Origin of the sequence: Burkholderia sp. 9779_493 (assembly GCF_015712215.1) — a bacterium.
Lineage (GTDB): Bacteria > Pseudomonadota > Gammaproteobacteria > Burkholderiales > Burkholderiaceae > Burkholderia > Burkholderia cenocepacia.
Genome location: NZ_JACCQA010000125.1, coordinates 1 through 391 on the forward strand (window position 1 = coordinate 1; position 391 = coordinate 391).

The following is a 391-nucleotide window of genomic DNA, read 5'->3' on the forward strand; positions in this document are numbered from 1 at the left end:
GTGTTCACCCTTCGGTTGTTCAAAGGGACCAAAGACACGTAAAAGCTCTAAAGTATCTACCATTTTTGCATTGCGTTCACCGCTACAGGTGGACAGGTCACCTGCTTTAATTAACCTGTGCAGTGTTGTTCTACTCTTACCCGTCAGTCGGGCAGCCTCACTAATAGATACTCTGGCCATCAGTTACCATCCTGTAATGCATCCAGTCTCGAGGACAGTGTACGGAAAAGATGCTCCGAATCATCGTGGAGTTTCTCACAAAGGTCCGCCTCAACATCGAGATCAAGCTCGTTAAGCTTCTCCAGCAGGAGCAGAGACTGATTCTGGATGAATTTAGCCATGTTCAGCGCTGTTTTCTGTTGTTTCGTCATAAGGGCCCTCAGAGCATCAG

At 47.6% G+C, this 391-nt stretch carries 2 protein-coding genes; both read right to left on the reverse strand.

Translation table 11 applies throughout. The features are described from left to right. Positions 1-180, reverse strand: a 180-nt coding sequence (locus H0X95_RS36150; protein WP_330165507.1) for a helix-turn-helix transcriptional regulator, incomplete at its 3' end; no start/stop codon positions are given. Further along, on the reverse strand, positions 180-391 hold a 212-nt coding region (locus H0X95_RS35795; protein ID WP_442859840.1), incomplete at its 5' end, for a Rop family plasmid primer RNA-binding protein. The genes H0X95_RS36150 and H0X95_RS35795, both read right to left, overlap by 1 nt.